Source organism: Olsenella sp. An285 (assembly GCF_002159625.1).
Lineage (GTDB): Bacteria > Actinomycetota > Coriobacteriia > Coriobacteriales > Atopobiaceae > Thermophilibacter > Thermophilibacter avicola.
The window spans coordinates 207,599-228,401 of sequence record NZ_NFIZ01000001.1; the positions used below are offsets into that span (position 1 = coordinate 207,599).

Below are 20,803 nucleotides of genomic sequence, written 5' to 3' on the forward strand. Positions count from 1 at the left end.
AGGGCGTGGACGAGAAGAACGGGCGAAGCGGAAAGTGCGCATACCCTAGAGGGTGGGTGCGCATACCCTCCCTCAGGATCGAAGATGCCCCAGCGCGAGAAGGGCCGGCCACAAGAGGGCCCGACACCGCAGGAAGCGGCGCCGGGCCAGCATCAAACATTTGTGTAAATTGGGGACTGTCCCCAATTTACAGACGCTACTTCTTGATCCAGGAGAACATGGAGCGGATCTTCTCGCCGGTCTTCTCGATGGGGTGGGAGTTGATGGCCTCGCGCTGCTCGAGGAGCCACTTGTGGCCGTTGTTGCAGTCGTCGACGAACTCCTGCGCGAAGCTGCCGTCCTGGATGCGGGCCAGGATGCGCTTCATGGCCTCGCGGGACTCCGCGTTGATGACCTGCGGGCCGGCGTAGTACTCGCCGTACTCGGCGGTGTTGGAGATCGAGTAGTTCATGAAGTGGATGCCGGACTCGTACATGAGGTCGACGATCATCTTCATCTCGTGATAGACCTCGAAGTACGCGAGCTCCTCGGGGTAGCCCGCCTCGGTCAGGGTCTCGAAGCCGGCCTTGACCAGCTCGACGAGGCCGCCGCAGAGCACGGCCTGCTCACCAAAGAGGTCCTCCTCGGTCTCCTCCTTGAAGGTGGCCTTGATGATGCCGGAGCGGGCGCCGCCGACGCCCCAGCAGTAGGAGAGCGCGATGTCCCATGCGTCGCCGGTCGCGTCCTGAGCCACGCAGGCGAGGTCGGGCACGCCGGAGCCCTCGGTGTACTGGCGACGGACGATGTGGCCCGGGCCCTTGGGGGCGCACATGATGACGTTGACGTCCTCGGGGGCCTTGATGTAGCCGTAGTGGATGTTGAAGCCGTGGGCGAAGGCGAGGGTGTCGCCGGCCTTGAGGTGGTCCTTGACGTGCTCCTCGTAGACCTTGGGCTGGATCTCGTCGGGGACGAGCATCATGATGACGTCGGCCTCCTCCGCCGCGTCGTCCATGCTCATGACCTTGAGACCGGACTCCTGCGCCGCCTGGGCGGACTTGGAGCCCTCGCGCAGGCCAACGCGGACGTCCACGCCGGAGTCCATGAGGTTGAGCGCGTGGGCGTGGCCCTGGGAGCCGTAGCCGATGATGGCGACCTTCTTGCCCAGGATGACGTTGGGGTTGACGTCGTTCTCGTAGTAGATGGTGACGGCCATGTGCTTTTCTCCTTAGTCTTGCCGTTCGTTGCTATGCTCAACCGCCGAGAAGGACGGCGGGTGGTGCCGGGAGACTTGACAAAGGGACTGTCCCCCTGTCAAGGGCTACTGCTCGTGGGCGCCGCGGGCCATGGCGATCTTGCCCGTGCGCGTGAGCTGCTTGATGCCGTAGCTGCGGAAGAGGTCCTCCATCGCGTCGAGCTTGCTCGCGGTGCCCGTCGCCTCGATCGTGAGGGAGTTCTTGCCCACGTCGACCACCTTGGCGCGGAAGACGTTGGCGACCTCGATGACCTCGTGCCTGCGCTCGGGCGAGGCCTGGACCTTGAAGAGCACGAGCTCGCGCTCGACGGCCTCCTCGTAGGTGAGGTCGGAGATCTTGTAGACCGAGACGAGCTTGTGCAGCTGCTTGGTGATCTGCTCGAAGCCGACCTCGTCCGCCTCGACGATGATGGTCATGCGGGAGAGGTTCTCGTCCTCGGTGGGGGCGACGGTGAGCGACTCGATGTTGAAGCCGCGGCGGCTGATGAGGCCCGTGACGCGGGAGAGCACGCCCGGCTTGTTCTCAACGAGAACGGAGAGCAGGTAGTTCATCACTCATCAACTCCTTCGTGGGAAGGGAGTGGGCGACCGGACTCGCCGAAGCCCTTCTCGGTCACGCGGACGCCGCCGAGGGTGACGTCGAGGGCGCCGATGATGTCATCGATCGGGGCGCCGGGAGCGACCATGGGGTAGACGGTCTGCGCGGCGGGAATCACGACGTCGAGGAGGTAGGGGCCGTCCGCGGCGAGCATGGCGTCGAGCGCGGCGTCGACCTCTTCGGGGCGGGAGATGCGCGCCGCCTGCCAGCCGTAGGCGTCGGCGAGCTTGACGAAGTCGGGGTTGTCGGCGAGCTCGGTGAACGAGAAGCGGTCGTTGTAGAAGAGGTGCTGCCACTGGTGAACCATGCCAAGGGCGCGGTTGTCGATGATGAGCACCTTGACGTTGACGCCGTTGATCTTTGCGGTGGCCATCTCCTGGCTGTTCATCTGGAAGGAGCCGTCGCCGGCGATGCAGACGACCTGCTCGTCCGGGCAGCCGATCTTGGCGCCGATGGCGGCGGGGAAGCCGAAGCCCATGGTGCCGAGGCCGCCGGAGGAGATGAAGGTGCGCGCGTGCTCGCGGTGGATGTTCTGGAGGGCCCACATCTGGTGCTGACCGACCTCGGTGGTGACGATGGAGGCGTGCGGGTCGAGCTTGGCGGAGAGGGTCTCGAGAAGGACCTCGGGCGCGATCTTGTCGGGGTAGTCCGCGAAGTCGGAGGTGTAGAACGGCCAGCGCTCGCGCCACTCGAAGACCTCGTCGCGCCAGGCCTCCGCCACCGGCGTGGCGCCCATCTTCTCGAGGCGCTCGTTGACGGCGGCGAGGACCACCTTGACGTCGCCCACGATGGGCACGGCGGGGTTCACGATCTTGCCGATCTCGGCCGGGTCGATGTCGATGTGGATGATCTTGGCGTGCGGCGCGAACTCGGAGACCTTGCCGGTCACGCGGTCCGAGAAGCGCGCGCCGCAGGCGATGATGAGGTCGGACTCCGTGACGGCCATGTTGGCGTACTTGGAGCCGTGCATGCCCACGGGGCCGAGGTTGAGCGGGTTGGAGCAGGGGATGGCCGCCTTGCCCATGAGGGTGGTGACCACGGGGATCTGCATGCGCTCCGCGAGCTCCACGAGCTCGGGGCAGGCGTGGGAGGCGACGATGCCGCCGCCGGCCATGATGAGCGGGCGCTTGGCCTCGGAGATGAGCTGCGCGGCCTGCTTGACCTGCTTGGCGTTGCCCTTGTAGGTGGGGCGGTAGCTCGGGATGCTCACGGTGTCCGGGTAGTGGAAGACCATCTCGGAGCCGGAGAGGTCGCTCGGGATGTCGATGAGCACGGGGCCCGGGCGGCCGGTGGAGGCGATGTAGAAGGCCTCGCGGAAGGTCCGCGTGAGGTCGTCGGTGGACTGGAGCAGGAAGCTGTGCTTCACGATGGGCATGGTGATGCCAACGATGTCTGACTCCTGGAAGGCGTCCGTGCCGATGACGCCGCGCGTGACCTGGCCCGTGATGACCACGAGGGGCACCGAGTCCATGTAGGCGGTGGCGATGCCCGTGACGGTGTTGGTGGCGCCGGGGCCGGAGGTGACCAGCACCACGCCCACCTTGCCCGTGGCGCGCGCGTATCCGTCGGCCATGTGGGTGGCGCCCTGCTCGTGGCGGGCGAGGACGTGGCGGATCTTCTTGGAGTCGTAGAGCGCGTCGTAGATCTTGATGGCCTGGCCGCCGGGGTAGCCGAAGATCGTGTCCACGCCCTCGGCCTCGAGGCTGGCGATGATCGCCTGCGCCCCGGTCATGGTCTTGCCCTCGTGCTCCGTCTTGCTGCCAGGCCCGAACGGGCGCCCCTCGATGGCGCGCTGCCGCCGGGCGATCTTCTCCTCGGTGGTGATCATGAGAGGTACGCCCCCTTGTCTGCACTCGTGACCAGCTTTGCGTAGCGGGAGAGGACTCCCGTGGCGTACTTGGGCGCGGGCGGCTCCCACTGGGCGCGCCGCGCGGCGAGCTCGTCTGCGGGCACGCGCAGCTCGAGCGTGCCGGCCTGGATGTCGATGTCGATGACGTCGCCCTCGCGCACCAGCGCAATCGGGCCGCCGGCAGCCGCCTCAGGCGAGACGTGGCCGATGCACGGGCCCTTGGAGGCGCCGGAGAAGCGCCCGTCGGTGATGAGGGCCACCGAGCTCGCGAGCCCCATGCCGCAGATGGCGGAAGTGGGGGTGAGCATCTCGCGCATGCCGGGTCCGCCCGAGGGACCCTCGTAGCGGATGACCACGACGTCGCCCGGGTTTATCGCCCCGCCAAAGATGGCCTTGCAGGCCTCCTCCTCGGAGTCGAAGACGCGCGCGGGGCCGGAGTGCTGCCACATGCCCGGGTCCACGGCGCTCTTCTTGACCACGCCGCAGTCTGGCGCGAGGCTTCCGCGCATGACCTTGAGGCCGCCGTCGGGGGAGTAGGCGTTGTCCACGCTGCGCACGACCTCGCCGTCAACGGGCGGGCACTGCGCAACCCACTCCGCCATGGTGCCGTGGCAGGTGAGCGCGCTCATGTCGAGGTGCCCCGTGCGGCCGAGCTCGCCGAGAATGGCGGAGACGCCGCCCACGTCGTTGAGGTCCTGGATGTGGAGCGGGCCGGCCGGCGCGATGCGCACGATGTTGGGGGTCTCGGCGCTGGCGCGGTCCCAGTCATCCATGGTGACGGGGCAGCCGGCGGCCTGCGCGATGGCCGTGAGATGGAGCATCGTGTTGGTGGAACCGCCGAAGGCCATGTCGAGCACCATGCCGTTGTGGATGGCGGCCGGGGTGAGGATCTGGCGCGCGGTGAGGTTCTTCTCGACCAGCTCCATGACCTTCATGCCCGCCTGCTTGGCAAGGCGGATGCGCTCGGAGTAGACGGCAGGCACGGTGCCGTTGCCGGGAAGGGCGATGCCCAGGGCCTCCGCGAGGCAGCAGATGGAGTTGGCGGTGAACATGCCGGAGCAGCTGCCGCAGGTGGGGCAGGCGGTGCCCTCGAGCCAGTGGCACTCCTCCTCGGTCATGGTGCCGGCGGTGACCTGGCCCACGGCGTCGAAGAGGGAGTTGAGGTCGGTCTGGGACCCGTCGCGCCCGCGGCCGGCGAGCATGGGGCCGCCGGAGACGAGCACGGTGGGGATGTCCAGGCGCGCCGCGGCGATGAGCATGCCGGGGACGATCTTGTCGCAGCTGGGGATAAGAACCATCGCGTCGAACTGGTGACCCTGCACCGCGCACTCCACGGAGTCCGCGATGACCTCGCGGCTGGTGAGGCTGTAGTGCATGCCCTCGTGGTTCATGGCGATGCCGTCGCACACGCCGATGGTGTTCACTTGGAGCGGCGTGCCGCCCGCCATGCGAACGCCCGCCTTGACGGCGTCGGCGATCTGCTGGAGGTGAAGGTGCCCGGGGATGACCTCGTTCTGGGCGGAAATCACGGCCACGAGCGGCCGGTCGAGCTCCTCGTCGGTGAGGCCGTCGGCCTTGAGCAGGCTGCGGTGCGGCGCTCGCGCCAGGCCTCGCTTTATTGCGTCGCTTCTCAGTTCCACGTTCCCCCTCGCTTTCCTCGTCGTTGTGAGAAATGCGAGGCCCAGAACCTCGAAGCCGTTACGGTGGCCGCCGGCGCGCGGTACTTCTCGGCGCGTTTGCGGGGTTGTCCCGTCGCACGGCGCGGAGGTTCTCGCGAGCTGCTCGAGGGAGTGTTCGGTGCCGTTCGCCGCGGGTTCTCAGTCTGCCCGCTCCCTGTGGGACGAATGCGGCCCCTACTGGCCCTGTCATCGCATTTGCTCAGTGGTCCGTATCCTACGCGGCCCGTGTTTCCGGGGCGTAATCGCCCGCGAACGGTAGTGTTTCCCACCCAAGCGGTGTCCCAAATAGGGACAGGATGCAATTGGGACATTCTGCGGCGACCCGCCCGCCCTTCAGGTGGGTATCAGAGAAGGACCGGGGGAAGGAGGCGGAAATGCGCGCCGCAAGGAGGGTTTCAGAGTCAGGCTACTATCACGTTATCCTGCGCGGGGACGGCAAGCGCAGAATCTTTGAAGACGATGATGACCGTAGGGAGTTTCTTAAGCTGCTTTCCGAGCAGGTGGTCAATCGAGGGGTGGACATAATTGCCTGGTGCTTGATGGATAACCACGTCCACCTCGTCGTACAAGATTCCAGCAGTTGTTTAAGCATAGCCATAGGGTCTCTGGCCATGCGCTACGCCAGTGCTTCAATATGCGGACCGGGCATGTTGGGCATGTCTTCCAAGAGAGGTTTAAGAGCTCTCCCATCGAGAGCGACGCGTACCTTCTTGAGGCTTCCGCTACGTTCACAATAACCCTGAGAAGAGCGGTATCTGTCGTGCTGAGGAGTACCCATGGAGCAGCTACTCGGAATACGTCACGAGTTCATGGATTACCGATACGGAAACTGTTCTTGACATGCTTGGTGGGGTGGAAGGCTTCAAAGAGTTCTGCGCCGCCGTGCCCGCGTTAAGCTATAGGTTCTCCGGTCGTGTGAGGATTGCCGACGACGAGATGGGGGAAATGGCGAGGTCTGTGCTCGGAGACGTCTCCGTTTACGATGTGAAGGCTCTTCCGGTGGAGGAGAGAAACGAGAGGCTTCGCGCTCTTCGCGAGTGCGGGCTCTCCGTTCGGCAAGTCGAACGGCTTACGGGAATTGGGGCCAAGACCATTACGCGGGCGACGACGTAGCGACTCATATTGGCGCGGCGACCCAAGTGGGGACAGGACGAAACTGGGACACCCGCTCGGGTGTCCCAGTTTCGTCCTGTCCCCACTTGGGTCGCCGCGCCCCCGTCTCACAGAGAGGTCTGGACGAGGGTGGGGGAGAAGCCCGCGGAGCTGAGGGCGTCCACGATCTGGTCCTTGTGGTCGGTGCCAAAGGCCTCGATCGTCACGCGCAGCTCGACGGCGGCGTTGCGGTTGGTCGAGACGAACTGGTTGTGCTCGAGCTTGATGACGTTGCCGTTCTGCTCTGCGATGACCTGCGCCACGCGCACCAGCATGCCCGGGCGGTCGGGCAGCAGAACGCTCACGGTGAAGATGCGGTCGCGCATGATGAGGCCGTGCTGGACGACCGAGCTCATCGTGATGACGTCCATGTTGCCGCCGGAGAGGATGGAGACCACGCGCTTGTTCTCGGCGGGCAGGTGCTTGAGCGCCGCCACGGTGAGAAGGCCCGAGTTCTCCACGATCATCTTGTGGTTCTCCACCATGTCGAGGAACGCCACCACGAGCTCGTCGTCCGGGACGGTCATGACGTCGTCAAGGTTGTCGCGCAGGTAGGGGAATACCTGGTCGCCCACCTCCAGGACGGCCGTGCCGTCCGCGATGGTGTTGGCGGAGGGCAGGCGCACCGGGTGACCGGCCTCGAGCGCGGCCGTGAGCGAGGGAGCCCCGGCCGGTTCCACGCCCACCACGCGGATCTTGGGGTTGTGGAGCTTGGCGAAGGTCGCCACCCCGCACGCCAGGCCTCCGCCGCCGACGGGCACGAGAATGGTGTCCACGAGCGGCAGCTCCTGCACGATCTCCATGGCGATGGTCCCCTGGCCGGTGGACACGGTCGGGTCGTTGAACGGGTGGATGAAGGTGAGGCCCTCGCGCTCCGCCAGCTCGAGGGCGTAGTCGCAGGCCTCGTCGTAGACGTCGCCGTGGAGGACGACCTCGGCGCCGTAGCCCTTGGTGCGCTCGACCTTGATGAGCGGCGTCGTCGTGGGCATGACCACGACGGAGCGCGCGCCGGCGCGCGAGGCGGCGTAGGCCACGCCCTGCGCGTGGTTGCCCGCGCTCGCGGTGATGAGGCCGCGGGAGAGCTCCTCGGGGGAGAGGGTGGAAATCTTGTAGTAGGCGCCGCGCACCTTGTAGGCGCCGGTGCGCTGCATGTTCTCGGGCTTGAGCCACACGCGGTTGCCGCACTGGGCGGAGAACGAAGGGCTCTCCACGAGCTTGGTCTCCTGCGTGACCTCCCGGACCTTCTCGGAGGCCTCCTCAAAGGCCTCGAGCGTGAGCATCTCTGCCATGCCTTACCCCCTGCGAAAGTAGACGGCGCGTTACGACGCCGTCGCCGCGGTTTTTCGTTTGCCTATAGTAGTCCTGCCGAGGCACGGGGTCCTCGGCGCACGTCGAAGGGGCACCAAATGGAAACCAACCAGCAGGCGCCGGGTGCCGGCGTCCCACTCTTTCAGATAAAGGACGCCAGCGTGGTCCGTGGCGGCAAGACGATCCTGCACGTGAGCGACTTCTCGCTCGCCGAGGGGGAGCACGTGGCGCTTCTCGGCCCCAACGGGGCGGGCAAGTCCACGTTCATCCAGCTCCTCACCCGCGAGGTCTTCCCCCTCTGGCGCGAGGAGCCCCCCGTGCGCTTTCGCGGGCAGGAGCGCCCCAGGCTGGCGGACATCAAGCGGACCCTGGGCATCGTGAGCTCCACGATGCACGACCAGGTGCGCGTCCACCTGCCCGTCATCGACATCGTGACGGGCGGCCTCTTTGGCACGCTGGGCCTCCCGCTGCGCGGCGAGGTTGGCGAGAAGGACCGGGCGCTCGCGACTGACGCGCTCGAGCGCCTGGGCATCGCCGAGCTCGCCCCGCGCGACGTGATGACCCTCTCAACGGGTCAGGTGCGCCGCGTTCTGGTTGCTCGCGAGCTCGTGCGCGACCCGCAGGTCCTCATCTTCGACGAGCCCTGCACCGGCCTCGACCCGGAGGGCATGTACCACGTGAGGAAGACCATGGGCACGCTCGCCGCGGAGGGGCGCTCGGTGGTGCTCGTGACGCACTACCCCGAGGACATAGTCCCCGCCATCCGGCGCGTTCTGCTCATCAAGGACGCGGAGGTGTTCGCCGACGGCCCCAAGGAGGAGCTTCTCACGAGCAAGGTCATGAGCAGTCTCTTTGACGTCCCGCTCGTGGCGGGGGAGTCCTGCGGCTGGTACTCGCTCCGCGGCTCGTACGGCGAGTAATCGGCTGCACGAAAGGGGACGTGCCTGAAACGTGCAAATAATTGCACGTTTCAGGCACGTCCCCTTTCGTGCAACAAGAAGGGCCCGGATGCCGTCAGGCATCCGGGCCCTGAGTCTACCTGGTGGAGACGAGGGGATTCGAACCCCCGGCCTCTGCCTTGCGAAGGCAGCGCTCTCCCAGCTGAGCTACGTCCCCAGGCGCATTGCGCGTTGGATATTGTGGCGGTTCGCGCGGGCGGTGTCAAGCGTGAATTGCGACGCCCCCACGGGGCGCCCGCGGCACGAAGACGCCCCCTGCGGTTCGATAATGAACCCACCTCTCAGAAGGTGGGTGTCCCCATCGCGCGTTCCGGCTTCCTCATCAACGGAGGATCCCCGTACTGAACACGAGATATCGGACTCCCTCGTAACGCTTGTCGGTTCACCCAGTTTGACCGCAGGGGGACGACACCACCTACTATAGGGGAGCCATGAGGAGAAACCAGTCTTGACTTGCGTCGAGTTCTCCGCAAAAGTTGATATGTACGTGCGCTTGCACGCGTCCTTCACTCCTGCGCCTTCCCAACGCCCCCATCCCTCGATTTCGCTATCATGTCCTGAGCACGTGCGGCAGTAAACGTAGATGGGAAGGGAGAAGGGCGTGCACGACCTCGTACCGTATCTGTGCCTGTTCGTCGCGGCTCTTGCGGTCTCGCTTCTCACGACGCCCCTCGCCAGAATGATTGCCGTCCGCTGCGGTGCGGTGGACTACCCCAACGCTCGTAGGATCAACAAGAAGCCCATCCCGCGCATGGGAGGCATCGCCATCTTCCTGGGCATCGTGGCCGCCTTCGTCACGCAGTACGTGGGCACCACGTTCTTCGACTGGCCCGTCGTCCTGGTGCCCTCGCCCAAGCTCGAGGTCAACTACTGGATGCTGGTCGTGGCGTTCCTGGTCATCTTCTTCACGGGCCTCGTCGACGACTACCGCTCGCTCTCCCCGCGCAAGAAGCTCCTTGGCCAGATAATCGCCGCGTCCTTTGCCGTCGCGGGCGGTCTCGTGATCGGCGACATCTCCAACCCCTTCCCGCCCGGCGGCTTCATCCAGCTCGGCTGGCTCGCGTACCCGGTGACGGTGGTCTACCTCGTCGCCTACACCAACATCATCAACCTCATCGACGGCCTGGACGGCCTCGCCGGGGGAATCTCCGCCATAGCGGGCCTCACCATGTTCGTCCTCTCCGTCTGGGCGGGCAGGCTCGACGCCGCGGCGCTCTCCGTTGCCGTTGCCGGCTCCTCCCTGGGGTTCCTGCGCTACAACTTCCACCCCGCCTCGATCTTCATGGGCGACTCCGGTGCGCTCACCCTGGGCTTCGCGCTGGGCGCGGTCTCCCTGCTCTCGGTCACGCGCTTCGCGGGCCTCACCACCATCATCGTGCCGCTGGTGATCGCCGCCGTCCCCATCATCGACACCTTCTCCGCCATCGTGCGCCGCCTGCGCGGGCACACGGGCATCAGCCACGCGGACCGCGGCCACATCCACCACCGCCTCATCGACGAGGGCTACGACCAGCGCCAGGCGGTGCTGCTCATGTACGGCTGGACGTTTCTCCTGTGCATCGGGTCGCTTGTCATGACGCAGGTGGAGACGCTCCCGCGCATCCTCATCTTCTGCGTGCTGCTCCTCGCGTCCATGGCCTTCGCCTGGCACCTGCGCCTCTTCGAGCCCGTGCTCCTGCACCACTTCAACCCCAAGACCGGTGCGGACGAGCTCGTGGGGCCGGATGACGACGCCTTCGAGGAGGAGGCGGAGAGGATGCACGAGAGCGGCCACCGCCTGCCCGAGCGGCTCCGCCCCGGCTCTCCCTCCCAAAGGAGGGGCAGGAAGTGAGCCGACCCGCGGACCTTTCGCCCTCCGCCTACGACGCCTGCGAGCTCTGCCCCAGGCGCTGCGGCGCCCGCCGCTCCGAAGGCGTCCCAGGCGCGTGCGGGATGACCTCCGAGCTGCGCGTGGCGCGCTCCGCGCTCCACTTCTGGGAGGAGCCCCCCATCTCCGGCGAGCGGGGCTCGGGCGCCGTGTTCTTCTCGGGCTGCCCGCTTCGCTGCGTCTTCTGCCAGAACCACGAGATCTCGAGCGGGGGCTTCGGCCTGCCCGTCAGCACCTCGCGCCTCGCCGAGATGATGCTCGAGCTCCAGGGCCAGGGCGCCCTCAACATCAACCTCGTCACGCCCCTGCACTACGCCCCGCACGTGCGCGACGCGGTGCTCGCCGCGCGCGAGGCCGGGCTCGGGCTCCCGATCGTCTGCAACACCTCGGGATACGAACGTGCTGACGTCGTTCGCGCGATGGGGGACGTCGTCGACGTCTGGCTCACGGACTTCAAGTACGCGAGCGGGCGGCTCGCGGGCGAGCTCTCGGCGGCACCCGACTACCCGGAGGTGGCGGCGCGCGCGCTCGAGGCCATGCTCGCGTGCGTGCGCGCGGCTGGCGGCCGGGAGCTCGCTCCGGACGGCTCGATGAGGCGCGGCGTGATGGTGCGCCACCTCGTCCTCCCCGGGCACGCGGACGACTCCTGCGCCGTCCTCGACCGCGTGTGGGAGCTCGCGGGCGACGAGGCGGACCTCTCGGTGATGAACCAGTACACCCCCAACGAGGCGTGCCGCCGCGCCGGGGGAGACCTCTCGCACGGCGTTTCGGACGAGGAGTACGAGATCGTGCTCTGCCACGCCGACGACCTCGGCTTCACCCGCATCTGGTGGCAGGAGGGCGGGACCGTCTCCGAGAGCTTCGTCCCCGCCTTCGATGCCACCGGGGTCCGGGGCCCGGAGCTCGGCGCCCGCCGGCCGGGCGACGGCCCCGCCTGCGGCGCACAAGGGGTATAACAGTAGGCACTGCCGCTACGACGACGGAGGAGACATGTCAGAGGACAGGCTCAGCGACGAGGAGCGCGCCGAGCTCGAGGCGCTTCGTGCCGAGAAGGCCAAGAGGGAGCGTGCCGAGAAGGACGCTCGGGAGCGCAGGGAGCTCGAGCGGCTGCGCCGCGAGCGTGCCGCGAGTGAGCAGGAGCGCGCCGCGAGGGCGCGGGACGCCGCCGCGCTCGAGCGCGGGCGCAAGCTGATGGAGCCCGATGACGACGACCTCAAGATGGCTCCGGGACAGAAGATCGTCATTCTCGCCGTGGTGGTGGTCGCCATCGTGTGGCTCGCCGTCACGGTCCTTGGATAGGAGGAGCCATGTCGCTCACCGATCGCACCAAGCCCACCGACGTCTGCCTCAACACGGATCTCTACGAGCTCACCATGGCCCAGGGGTTCTGGGAGTCGGGCCTCGCGGACGCCCAGGCGTGCTTCAACGCCTTCTTCCGAGACTGCCCCTTTGACGGCGGCTACGCCGTCTGCTGCGGCACCGGCCAGATCGCCGACCTCGTTGAGAACTTCGTCTTCGAGGATGACGACATCGAGTTCCTCTCTGGCATCCAGGCCCCGGGCGGCGGCCCCATGTTCAAGCCCGGGTTTCTCGAGTACCTGAGGAACCACCGCCTGGACCTCACCATCCACGCCATACCCGAGGGTCAGATCGCGTTCGGGCGCGAGCCCATGGTCCGCGTGGAGGGTCCCGTCATCGACTGCCAGCTCATCGAGACGGCCCTGCTCAACCTCGTGAACTTCCAGACGCTCGTGGCAACCAAGACCGCACGCGTGGTGCGCGCGGCGGAGGGGCACCCGGTCTCCGACTTCGGCCTGCGCCGCGCCCAGGGGCCCGACGGCGGCCTCGCGGTGGCGCGCGCCTCCTACATCGCCGGGGCGTCCTCGACCTCCAACGTGCTCGCCGGCAAGATCTACGGCATCCCGGTCTTTGGCACGCACGCGCACTCCTGGGTCATGGCGTTCCCGAGCGAGCTCGAGGCGTTCCGCGCCTTTGCCAAGTCGAGCCCCAAGAACTGCGTGCTGCTCCTGGACACCTACGACGTCCACCAGGGCATCAGGAACGCCATCACCGTGGCCAAGGAGATGGAGGAGGCAGGCGAGCGCCTCTCCGCGGTTCGCCTGGACTCCGGCGACCTCGCGCGCCTCTCCAAGGAGGCCCGCGCCGCCTTTGACGAGGCGGGCCTGCCCTACGTGAAGATCTCCGTCTCCAACGACCTCGACGAGTACACCATCCAGTCGCTCTTCGCGCAGGGGGCGCCGATCGACTCCTTTGGCGTGGGCACCAAGCTCGCCACGTGCGACCCCCAGCCCTCGCTCGGCGGCGTCTACAAGCTCTCCGCCATTCGCTGCGGCGCGGACGAGCCCTGGACGCCCGTCATCAAGCTCTCCGAGCAGGCGTACAAGCGCACCGTCCCCGGCGTGCAGCACGTGGTCCGGTACTACGACCAGGCCGGCCGCCCCGAGGCGGACATGCTCGTGGTGGACGAGGTCGCCCGCGAGGGCGTCGCGCGCGAGATGGTGGACATCCTCGACCCCTACGTGACGCACCGCCTCACCGGCGAGCCCGTGGAGCTCCTCGTGCCCGTGGTCGAGCACGGCCGGCGCGTCGGCGAGCCGGAGGGCATAGAGGAGGCGAGGGAGCGTTGCAAGGACGCGCTCATGCGCCTCGACCCGGCGGTCGCGCGCTTCCTCAACCCGCAGACCTACCCGGTGGGTCTCGAGCTCGGCCTTGCGGAGCTCCGCAGCCGCCTCGCCCGCGAGGAGCGTGCCGAGTCCGGGCGGCCCTCGGCGGAGTAGGGACGGGGCGCCTGCCCGCCCGTTCTTCTCGGAGCTTCTTCTTGCACGGCCGTGCTTCTCGCCACCTGCGGGGAGCGCGGCCGCCGCGGTGCTTGGGGGCGGTGCGTCTGACCGGCCTGACCAAATCTCCCCGTGAGTGGGCAAAGACCGCCCTGGGCGTTGGCAGCCTGCGGGGCTCCTGCCAAACTCCTCGACGGGTGGGCAAAATCATTGATATAAGACTCTGGCGTAATCAAGAATGTTGCCCAGTCTCCCTTGTTTTCTGGCAAGAAGGACAAGCGCCGCTTTATCCCGACACCCGCACGCGTCCCCGCAAAGTCCCATCCATCAAAGGTTTTGCCCAATCGTCAGGGGTTTTCGCCGGAGCGGGCTTTTTGCGCCCCTGAGCTCCGGCATTCCGGCGTCCGCTCGGGCGCTCGGCGCCGCGCCTGTCGAGAACGTGATGTAGCTGCGGAAGCGCGCTCCGCCGCCCGAGCCCCGCTGTGGCTCTGCTACACTCTTTCAGCTGTAATCACAACGCATAACGAGACGGGAGAACCGCATGCCCGAGAAGATCGAGGAGCTCGTACACGCCGCCATCAGCGCCGCGCAGGAGGCAGGCGAGCTGCCGCCCTTCGAGGTTTCGGACCTCGGCTTCGAGCGGCCGGCTGACACCTCGAACGGTGACTGGAGCTCCACGGTGGCCCTGCGCTCCGCCAAGCTCGCGCACCGCGCGCCGCGCCAGATCGCCGAGGCCATCGTCGCCCACGTGGCGTCTGACCCCTCGGTCGAGCGCGTGGAGGTCGCCGGCCCCGGCTTCATCAACTTCTACCTTGCCGCCGCCTCCGCCAACGAGGTCTTCCGCACCGTTCGGGAGCAGGGGCGCGACTACGGCCGCTCCGCCGTGGGCGCCGGGACCAAGGTCCAGGTGGAGTTCGTCTCCGCGAACCCCGTGGGCCCGCTGCACATCGGCCACGGCCGCTGGGTCGCCATCGGCGACTCGCTCTGCCGCGTCCTCGAGCACGTGGGCTACGACGTCGAGCGTGAGTACTACGTCAACGACCACGGCTCGCAGATGGACGTCTTCGGTCACTCCATCTCCATGCGCTACCAGCAGCTCCTGTCCGTGATGGACGAGCGTGGGTGCGACCTCGACGCCGCGCGCGCCGCCCTTCTCGCGGACCGCGAGGCCTTCGTCGCGGACGAGGACGACTCCGCGCCCGAGACCCATCCCCTCACCGACGCTTTCAACGAGGCGCTGGGCGGCAACGCCTACGGCGGCGACTACATCGTCGACATTGCTGCGCGCTTTGTCGAGGAGGACGGGCGCAGGTGGGCGGACGCCTCCGAGGACGAGCGCATGGCGGAGTTCCGCGAGCGCGCCTACCTCTGGATGCTCGACTCCATCCGGGGCACCTGCCACGAGGCTCGCTGCGACTTCGACGTCTGGTTCTCCGAGCGCAGCCTCTACGAGAAGGGCGAGGACGGCACCTCAGCCGTGGACCGCGCCCTCGCCGCGCTCGACGGGATGGGCCACCTCTACCGCGACGACTCCGGAGCCTTGTGGTTCCGCTCCACGACCTTCGGCGACGACAAGGACCGCGTGCTCATCAAGACCAACGGCGAGTACACCTACTTCGCATCCGACGTCGCGTACCACTGGAACAAGTTCCAGCGCGTCGACCACGTGATCGACATCTGGGGCGCCGACCACCACGGCTACATCCAGCGCGTGCAGTCCGCCTGCGAGGCGCTGGGCTACCCCACGCAGTTCGAGGTTCTTCTCGGCCAGCTGGTGAACCTCCTGCGCGACGGCAGCCCGGTGCGCATGTCCAAGCGCAAGGGCACGATGGTCACCTTTGACGAGCTGCTCGCCGAGGTGGGCGCCGACGCCACGCGCTACACGCTCATCTCCAAGTCCTCGAACCAGATGATCGACTTCGACATCGAGCGCGTGAAGCGCCAGGACAACACCAACCCCGTCTACTACGTGCAGTACGCGCACGCGCGCATCTGCTCGATCCTGCGCCGCGGCGCGGGCGTGACGCTCGAGGAGGCCCAGGCCCTCGGCATGGACGAGGTGGCGGGACGCGCGGTGGGCGAGGACTTCGACCTCTCGCTTCTCACCGAGCCCGCCGAGGCGGCCCTCGCCAGGAAGCTCTCCGAGTTCCCGGGTCTGGTGGAGGGCTGCGCGCGCGACCGCGCCCCGTTCCGCCTCACGCACTACGCCGAGGAGCTCGCCGGCGAGTTCCACTCCTTCTACACCGTTTGCCAGGTGCTTCCCGGAACGGGTCGTCCCCTGGACGCCGGTCTCTCCCGAGCGCGCCTCGCCGCCTGCGACGCCACGCGCCGCGTGCTCGCGCTCACGCTCGAGCTCATCGGCGTCCGCGCCCCCCAGAGCATGTAGCCGCGTGCCGGCCGTTCTCCCGAGCGGCCGGCATGTGCCGTTATCTACGATTTTTATTTCAGTTACGTCTACGACGTGGGACTGCGCGAGCAGATTCTGTATACTTCCATGCGGTAAAGCGGGCGGGCCGCCTTGGCGGGCCGCTCGGTTCGTTTTTCGAGTCAGAGACAGGGGCGGGGGCTGTGGACCTCAAGGAATTCATGTCCGTGCGCAGGGCGTACAACATCGTCAGGCAGTCTGTCGAGTCGGATGAGCGCCTCACCTTCGAGGAGTTCGCCATCCTCTGCCGTCTGGCGGCCTCCGACGCCCCCATGAAGACCTCCGCCATCGCCGAGTACCAGGGCGCGCTCCGCCCCACCATGACGCATCGTACCAACCACCTCGCCTCGCTCGGCCTCATTGACCGCTCGGAGGGGACCCAGGACAGGAGAAACGTCGTCTGCGCCATCTCCGAGCCCGGTCGCGCGCGCGTCTCGGAGCTCGCCGACCTCACGCGCTCCGAGATTCCCACCGGCCGCGCCCTCTCCCGCACCTCCGCAGAGCGCATCTGCAAGTACGTCGACGCCATGGGAGCGCTCTTCTGCAAGGCGGGCGACCTCGTGCTCCTCGGCCTCCACTCGGCTGGCGAGGAGAGCCTCACCATCATGCAGATCGTGGACGCGCTGGGCCTGCTCCAGCCCACGGTCTCCATGTCCGTCTCCTCTCTCGTGGAGCTTGGGCTCGTGGAGCGCGCCCACCAGGGCGACGACGGTGCGCACACCGCGAGCGTGCGACTCACCGCCGAGGGCAGTGCCCTTGCGGTCGAGCTTGTCGAGAAGATCGAGGACATCGTGGTCCGGCGCAAGCTTCGTGGCCCCCGCAAGGCGAGCCCCAACGTCGGGTAGCACCGCTCGCCGCCTGCTCCGCCTTGCGCCAAAGAGATGGTATAGTTAAGTTAGTTGCGCCCCCGAGGGGCGCAGGACTCTAAATGTACCGCGCGACATACTCCGATATTCAGATACGCATCCTTCCGGACAGCGAGCAGGCTGCTCGCTGCATGTTGTTGCGTGGACAGCGCACAGAGAGGTTGATTCATGTCGGACACCGAGACGCCCGAATCCGCTCCCGCATCTGGCGAGCAGAGCGCCCCCGCGGCAGCCCCCGCGCCAGAGGCGCCGGCGAAGCCTCGCCGCAAGCGCCGCACCAAGGCAGAGATGGAGGCCGCTCGCGCGGCGGAGGCCGCCGCCCGCGCCGCCGCCGAGGCGGCGGGGGAGCCCTGGCCGCCCAAGCGCCGTCGCGGCAGGCCCAAGAAGTCCGAGACCGAGGCCGTGGCCGCCGCTGAGGCAAAGGGCCCCGCGGAGGACCAGGCTCCCGACGCCCCGCAGGCGGCCCATGCCGAGCCCTCCGACCAGGAGCCGGCGCCCGAGAAGCGCCGCCGCCGCGGCCGTCCTCGCAAGGCTGCCGAGCCCGCCCCTGAGACGACGTCCCCGGACGAGCCGAAGAGGGGGGAGGCCCCCCAGCAGACGGCCGACGCCGCCCAGGCCGCTTCCGACGAGGCTCACGTCGCGCCCGCTCCCGCGGAGGAGGACAAGGGCGCCAGGGCCGAGAAGAACGATGGGCGCGAGCAGCAGGACCAGCAGGACAAGGTTTCCCGCAAGCACCGTCGCCAGGGCGACCGCCAGAACGGTGCCGCCGGCGGCCAGCAGGCCCAGGGCAAGCGCCAGAACGGCCAGGGACGGCGCCGCAACCGCCGCCAGGACGTTGCCGCCGAGCCCACGCTCTCGCGCGACGAGCTCGCCGCGATGAAGGTCGCCGAGCTGAGGGCGAAGGCGGCGGAGCTCGGTCTGGACTATGCGGGCGTCCGCAAGCAGGCGCTCGTCGACGCCGTCTACGCCGCCGCGGCCGCCGCGGAGGGCTTCCGCTCGGTCGAGGGCATCCTCGAGATCGGCAACGAGGGCTACGGCTGGATCCGCACGGGCAACTACATGGAGGGCGACGACGACGCCTTCGTGCACCAGCAGCTCATCAGAAGCCTCGGCCTTCGTCCCGGCGACCGCGTGGCGGGCACCGTGGGCCCGGGTCGTGCCAACAGCAAGTACCCCCCGCTCCAGCGCGTCTCCTCCGTCAACGGGAGGGAGCCCGAGGGGCTCAAGGCGCGCCCTCGCTTCCGTGACCTCACGCCCGTCTTCCCCAACGAGAGGCTCGTCATGGAGTGCGGCAAGGACTCCATCACCGGGCGAGCCATCGACCTCGTCTCTCCCATCGGAAAGGGTCAGCGAGGGCTCATCGTGTCGCCTCCCAAGGCCGGCAAGACCACCGTCCTCAAGAAGATCTGCCAGTCCATCGCCGCCAACAACCCCGAGGTGCACCTCTTCTGCCTGCTCGTCGACGAGCGTCCCGAGGAGGTCACGGACATGGAGCGCTCCATCAGGGGCGAGGTCGTCGCCTCGACCTTCGACATGCCGGCGGAGAACCACACGCACGTCTCCGAGCTCGTGATCGAGCACGCCAAGCGCCTCGTCGAGATGGGGGAGGACGTCGTCGTGGTGCTCGACTCCATCACGCGCCTCGCCCGCGCCTACAACCTCGCGCAGCCGGCAAGCGGGCGCATCCTCTCCGGCGGCGTCGACTCCGCCGCGCTCTACCCGCCCAAGAAGTTCCTGGGCGCCGCGCGCAACATCGAGAACGGCGGCTCGCTCACCATCATCGCCTCCGCTCTGGTGGACACCGGCTCCAAGATGGACGAGGTCATCTTCGAGGAGTTCAAGGGCACGGGCAACATGGAGCTCAAGCTCGATCGCGACCTCGCCGACAAGCGCATCTTCCCCGCCATCGACCCGGTCTCGTCCGGAACGCGCAACGAGGACCTGCTCATCGAGCCGGAGTACCAGCCGCTGGTCTGGGGCATCCGTCGCGTGCTCGCCAACATGAACAACGTCGAGCGCGCCGCCAACGCCCTCGTGCGCGGCCTCAAGGAGACGGACTCCAACCGCGAGTTCCTCATCAAGAGCGCCAAGAAGGCGGCCCAGACGGGCTACGTCGGGTAGGGCGCCCGGGCGCTCCCCAGACTTTGGCACTGACCTTAGAGGCCGGCCCCGCGCGGGGCCGGCCTTTTGCCTCCAACTGCGGTCAAGACCTTGCGCGCCCCCGTGACAAGCAGGTATATTCGTATCTGTCCGAGCATTCGGACGGTCAACGAACACGAAGATGAAACGCAGCACAAACCGTTGACGCACTCCCTTGCCCCCGGGGCGGGGATCATGGGTTTGAAGCTCGTCTCGTCTTCCCCTGGGGGAGGAGCGAGAACCATATGGGCGTAAGAAGACACGCCGCACTGTACGCGGGCCTCATGGGCTCGTTTGCCCTGCTTACGCCGTCCGAGGCCACGGCGCTTTCCCTGAGCGAAGTCAACTCGGCGCTCGACGCCGTGCTCGTGTCCCCCTCCGTGGCCTTTGCGGCCGGCCTTGCGAGCGGCGCCGTTGCCTCCGCCGCCTGGTGCGGCCTCGTGAGCCTCTTCGTTCGCCTGGGCAGGCGCTCCTCCTCCGTCGAGGAGCAGCTCGACGCCACGTCCGAGCGCGCCGCCCTCTCTTCCGAGGGCGAGGGCGCCCAGAAGCCCCGCGGACGCCACTTCCGCGTGGAGCCCGAGACCGTAGAGCCCGAGAAGACCACCGCTGACGCCCCCGCCGTCGCTCAGGGCGGCCCGAGCCACGCCGCCCTTGACTACGAGGACATCGCCCAGAACTACGTGGGCCGCGCCACGTTCCGCGACAAGATGGCCCGCCGCGCCCAGGGCGTCGCGGCAACCCTTCGCGAGCGCATGGACGCCGGAAAGATGGACGGCGTCCCCGTCATCGCCCGCGCGGACGGTTCCGTCGGCGACGTGGGGACCAGCTGGTGGACGGCGTCCGTCGGGGCGGGCTCGATCATCTCGGACTCCGGCTTCGCGGCGGAGGACGACGACCTCGCCATTCCGTCCGACTTCACCGACCCCTCCGCCCGTGCCATCCCGTTTGCCTCCGGGCTCGCCGCCCCGAGCATCTCCGAGCGCGTCGCGTTCGTCGACGAGGGCGTCTACCCCGAGCGCCGGACCGTGGACGACCTCTCGGATGACGATGACTGGGCGAGCGCCCTCAGGTCGCTCGACGAGCGCCTTGTCACCGAGCTCGGCGTTTCTGAGCAGGTTTCCTTCGCGGATGCCGTGGGCGGCATCGACACGCTCGACGAGCCCGACAACCTCGAGCCCGCCACCGCCTTCATCCCCTTCAAGCCCCTCGCCGGCCACCCCGAGGTCGTGGACGCGGAGAGCTACGTCGACCACCTCATCGAGGAGGAGTTCTCCAAGAACACCTCCAGGGCCGTTCGCAGGACTTCCAGGAGGTTCCTGCGCATGCTCGAGGGCGGCACCTCGTCTCGCCTTCTTGACAGCGCCGATGACACGGACTTCGGCTACGTGGGCAAGCACTTCGCGGTTCCCATGGCGGCGGAGGCGTGACGCCCGGGAGACACAGCGGACACGCGCGGCGCCCCACCATCTCGTGGGGCGCCGCTCTCGTGTGCTGGGTGGCGTTCATATGGGGCCACTCGCTCGTCCCCGGCCCGCAGTCGACCGGCGAGAGCGACGCCGTTGCCGCCCTGCTCTCCACCGTCCTTCCGTTTGTGGGTGACCTCGACCCAGACGTCGTTACCCTCGTCATCCGAAAGGGGGCGCACCTGAGCGAGTACGCCGTGCTCGGCGTCCTGCTCTGCGGGCTCGTTTTGTCCCGGCGTCGCGTGCGCCCCGTCCCCTTGGTCGTGCTCGTGGCGCTCGTCGCCCTCGTACCCTTTGTTGACGAAGGCATCCAGCTCCACGTCCCCGGGCGCTCCGGTCAGCTCTCGGACGTCCTCATCGACCTTACGGGGATGGCGCTCGGATTCGCCGCTTTCCTGTTGGGCGCGCGCCTTCGTCGGGGCGGGGGAGCGGCGGTCAGGCCCTGACGCCCTCCGTTCGCGCTGCTTCA

17 protein-coding genes and 1 tRNA gene are annotated in these 20,803 nt (G+C 67.8%); 12 read left to right on the forward strand and 6 right to left on the reverse strand.

The genetic code is table 11. The features are described from left to right. Positions 1–196: 196 nt before the first annotated feature. The 4 genes from ilvC to ilvD form a co-directional block, all read right to left on the reverse strand. Positions 197–1,192: a ketol-acid reductoisomerase gene (gene ilvC / locus B5F79_RS00985; RefSeq protein ID WP_087217035.1), complete on the reverse strand. Its 996-nt coding sequence runs from the start codon at positions 1,190–1,192 to the stop codon at positions 197–199. A 105-nt stretch (positions 1,193–1,297) separates the two neighbouring features. Next, the gene (ilvN, locus tag B5F79_RS00990) at positions 1,298–1,783 is read right to left on the reverse strand and encodes an acetolactate synthase small subunit (RefSeq protein ID WP_087217036.1); all 486 of its coding nucleotides are present in this window, start codon (positions 1,781–1,783) and stop codon (positions 1,298–1,300) included. Next, the gene (gene ilvB, locus B5F79_RS00995) at positions 1,783–3,657 is read right to left on the reverse strand and encodes a biosynthetic-type acetolactate synthase large subunit (RefSeq protein WP_087217037.1); all 1,875 of its coding nucleotides are present in this window, start codon (positions 3,655–3,657) and stop codon (positions 1,783–1,785) included. Before ilvB ends, ilvN begins: the two co-directional genes overlap by 1 nt. Beyond that, positions 3,654–5,318 (reverse strand): dihydroxy-acid dehydratase, encoded by a 1,665-nt coding sequence (gene ilvD / locus B5F79_RS01000; protein ID WP_087217038.1) that lies wholly within the window; start codon positions 5,316–5,318, stop codon positions 3,654–3,656. Before ilvD ends, ilvB begins: the two co-directional genes overlap by 4 nt. A 413-nt stretch (positions 5,319–5,731) precedes the next feature. On the opposite strand from ilvD, the gene B5F79_RS11175 reads away from it, so the two are divergent. Further along, complete coding sequence (locus B5F79_RS11175) at positions 5,732–6,094, forward strand: transposase (RefSeq protein ID WP_241147212.1); 363 nt, start codon at positions 5,732–5,734, stop codon at positions 6,092–6,094. Positions 6,095–6,197: 103 nt separating this feature from the next. Continuing rightward, on the forward strand, positions 6,198–6,470 hold the full coding sequence (locus tag B5F79_RS11180) for a hypothetical protein (RefSeq protein WP_241147213.1): 273 nt from the start codon (positions 6,198–6,200) through the stop codon (positions 6,468–6,470). Positions 6,471–6,577: 107 nt separating this feature from the next. Here B5F79_RS11180 and ilvA read toward each other — a convergent pair whose 3' ends face one another. Next, positions 6,578–7,798, reverse strand: a complete 1,221-nt coding sequence (gene ilvA, locus B5F79_RS01010; protein WP_087217039.1) for a threonine ammonia-lyase — start codon at positions 7,796–7,798, stop codon at positions 6,578–6,580. 117 nt (positions 7,799–7,915) lie between these two features. On the opposite strand from ilvA, the gene B5F79_RS01015 reads away from it, so the two are divergent. Beyond that, positions 7,916–8,737 (forward strand): ABC transporter ATP-binding protein, encoded by an 822-nt coding sequence (locus B5F79_RS01015; RefSeq protein WP_087217040.1) that lies wholly within the window; start codon positions 7,916–7,918, stop codon positions 8,735–8,737. Positions 8,738–8,857: 120 nt separating this feature from the next. Here B5F79_RS01015 and B5F79_RS01020 read toward each other — a convergent pair. Beyond that, positions 8,858–8,933, reverse strand: a tRNA-Ala gene (locus B5F79_RS01020). A 444-nt stretch (positions 8,934–9,377) separates the two neighbouring features. Here B5F79_RS01020 and B5F79_RS01025 point away from each other — a divergent pair. The 9 genes from B5F79_RS01025 to B5F79_RS01065 all read left to right on the forward strand — a co-directional run bounded on the left by B5F79_RS01025 (position 9,378) and on the right by B5F79_RS01065 (position 20,780). Further along, positions 9,378–10,607: a glycosyltransferase family 4 protein gene (locus B5F79_RS01025; RefSeq protein ID WP_087217041.1), complete on the forward strand. Its 1,230-nt coding sequence runs from the start codon at positions 9,378–9,380 to the stop codon at positions 10,605–10,607. Beyond that, positions 10,604–11,599, forward strand: a complete 996-nt coding sequence (locus B5F79_RS01030; protein WP_087217042.1) for a radical SAM protein — start codon at positions 10,604–10,606, stop codon at positions 11,597–11,599. The genes B5F79_RS01025 and B5F79_RS01030 overlap by 4 nt, the downstream gene beginning before the upstream one ends. A 34-nt stretch (positions 11,600–11,633) precedes the next feature. Then, complete coding sequence (locus tag B5F79_RS01035) at positions 11,634–11,942, forward strand: hypothetical protein (RefSeq protein ID WP_087217043.1); 309 nt, start codon at positions 11,634–11,636, stop codon at positions 11,940–11,942. An 8-nt stretch (positions 11,943–11,950) separates the two neighbouring features. After that, positions 11,951–13,441 (forward strand): nicotinate phosphoribosyltransferase, encoded by a 1,491-nt coding sequence (locus B5F79_RS01040; RefSeq protein ID WP_087217044.1) that lies wholly within the window; start codon positions 11,951–11,953, stop codon positions 13,439–13,441. A 541-nt stretch (positions 13,442–13,982) separates the two neighbouring features. Then, entirely contained in the window at positions 13,983–15,827 is a 1,845-nt protein-coding gene (locus B5F79_RS01045) for an arginine--tRNA ligase (protein WP_087217045.1), read from the forward strand. 182 nt (positions 15,828–16,009) lie between these two features. Then, positions 16,010–16,711, forward strand: coding sequence for a MarR family transcriptional regulator (locus B5F79_RS01050; protein WP_087217046.1), 702 nt, complete (start codon positions 16,010–16,012; stop codon positions 16,709–16,711). 189 nt (positions 16,712–16,900) lie between these two features. Beyond that, the gene (gene rho, locus B5F79_RS01055; protein WP_087217047.1) at positions 16,901–18,853 is read left to right on the forward strand and encodes a transcription termination factor Rho; all 1,953 of its coding nucleotides are present in this window, start codon (positions 16,901–16,903) and stop codon (positions 18,851–18,853) included. A 263-nt stretch (positions 18,854–19,116) separates the two neighbouring features. Beyond that, positions 19,117–20,298, forward strand: a complete 1,182-nt coding sequence (locus B5F79_RS10910; RefSeq protein ID WP_158094801.1) for a hypothetical protein — start codon at positions 19,117–19,119, stop codon at positions 20,296–20,298. Beyond that, positions 20,295–20,780 carry a VanZ family protein gene (locus tag B5F79_RS01065; RefSeq protein WP_087217049.1) on the forward strand — a complete coding sequence of 162 codons (486 nt, stop codon included), beginning with the start codon at positions 20,295–20,297 and terminating at the stop codon, positions 20,778–20,780. Before B5F79_RS10910 ends, B5F79_RS01065 begins: the two co-directional genes overlap by 4 nt. Positions 20,781–20,803: the final 23 nt, after the last annotated feature.

Coding starts and splice junctions, on each gene's coding strand:
- B5F79_RS01045 (WP_087217045.1), top strand. CDS start 13,983: ATGCCCGAGAAGATCGAGGAGCTCGTACACGCCGCCATCAGCGCCGCG.
- ilvC (WP_087217035.1), bottom strand. CDS start 1,192: ATGGCCGTCACCATCTACTACGAGAACGACGTCAACCCCAACGTCATC.
- B5F79_RS01035 (WP_087217043.1), top strand. CDS start 11,634: ATGTCAGAGGACAGGCTCAGCGACGAGGAGCGCGCCGAGCTCGAGGCG.
- B5F79_RS01040 (WP_087217044.1), top strand. CDS start 11,951: ATGTCGCTCACCGATCGCACCAAGCCCACCGACGTCTGCCTCAACACG.
- ilvA (WP_087217039.1), bottom strand. CDS start 7,798: ATGGCAGAGATGCTCACGCTCGAGGCCTTTGAGGAGGCCTCCGAGAAG.
- ilvN (WP_087217036.1), bottom strand. CDS start 1,783: ATGAACTACCTGCTCTCCGTTCTCGTTGAGAACAAGCCGGGCGTGCTC.
- ilvB (WP_087217037.1), bottom strand. CDS start 3,657: ATGATCACCACCGAGGAGAAGATCGCCCGGCGGCAGCGCGCCATCGAG.
- B5F79_RS11175 (WP_241147212.1), top strand. CDS start 5,732: ATGCGCGCCGCAAGGAGGGTTTCAGAGTCAGGCTACTATCACGTTATC.
- B5F79_RS10910 (WP_158094801.1), top strand. CDS start 19,117: ATGGGCGTAAGAAGACACGCCGCACTGTACGCGGGCCTCATGGGCTCG.
- B5F79_RS11180 (WP_241147213.1), top strand. CDS start 6,198: ATGCTTGGTGGGGTGGAAGGCTTCAAAGAGTTCTGCGCCGCCGTGCCC.
- B5F79_RS01015 (WP_087217040.1), top strand. CDS start 7,916: ATGGAAACCAACCAGCAGGCGCCGGGTGCCGGCGTCCCACTCTTTCAG.
- rho (WP_087217047.1), top strand. CDS start 16,901: ATGTCGGACACCGAGACGCCCGAATCCGCTCCCGCATCTGGCGAGCAG.